The organism is Rhodococcus sp. IEGM 1379 (assembly GCF_030056815.1).
Classification (GTDB): Bacteria; Actinomycetota; Actinomycetes; order Mycobacteriales; family Mycobacteriaceae; genus Rhodococcus_F.
On record NZ_JASHKR010000218.1, the window covers coordinates 1 to 267 of the forward strand.

Genomic DNA, 267 nt, shown 5'->3' on the forward strand with positions numbered 1-267 from the left:
TGCGGACACACCGGGCGGTTGTTGGACCTTCTACAGCGCCCTACACCCCGACGAAGTCATCAACGCTCAGCCGGGCGACAGTTTCAGCATCGGCGGAGGAATCCGTGGTCTCGACGTCGGCGAGCAGGTCGACTTCGAATGGGAGCCGGTCATCGATCAGGACGGATACAAATTCCGTGCGATCAAGGTCAGGCCGCAGCGGGAGATCCCCGCTTGGCGCGTCGAACGAATCGGTAGGTAGCGCTCGGAGTTGCCAAGGATCGGTGT

The 267-nt window shown here is 61.8% G+C and carries 1 pseudogene; it reads left to right on the forward strand.

From position 1 onward, the window contains the following. Positions 1 to 241, forward strand: a pseudogene (locus QM600_RS29575) (hypothetical protein); the annotation flags it as partial. Between the last annotated feature and the right edge of the window lie 26 nt (positions 242 to 267).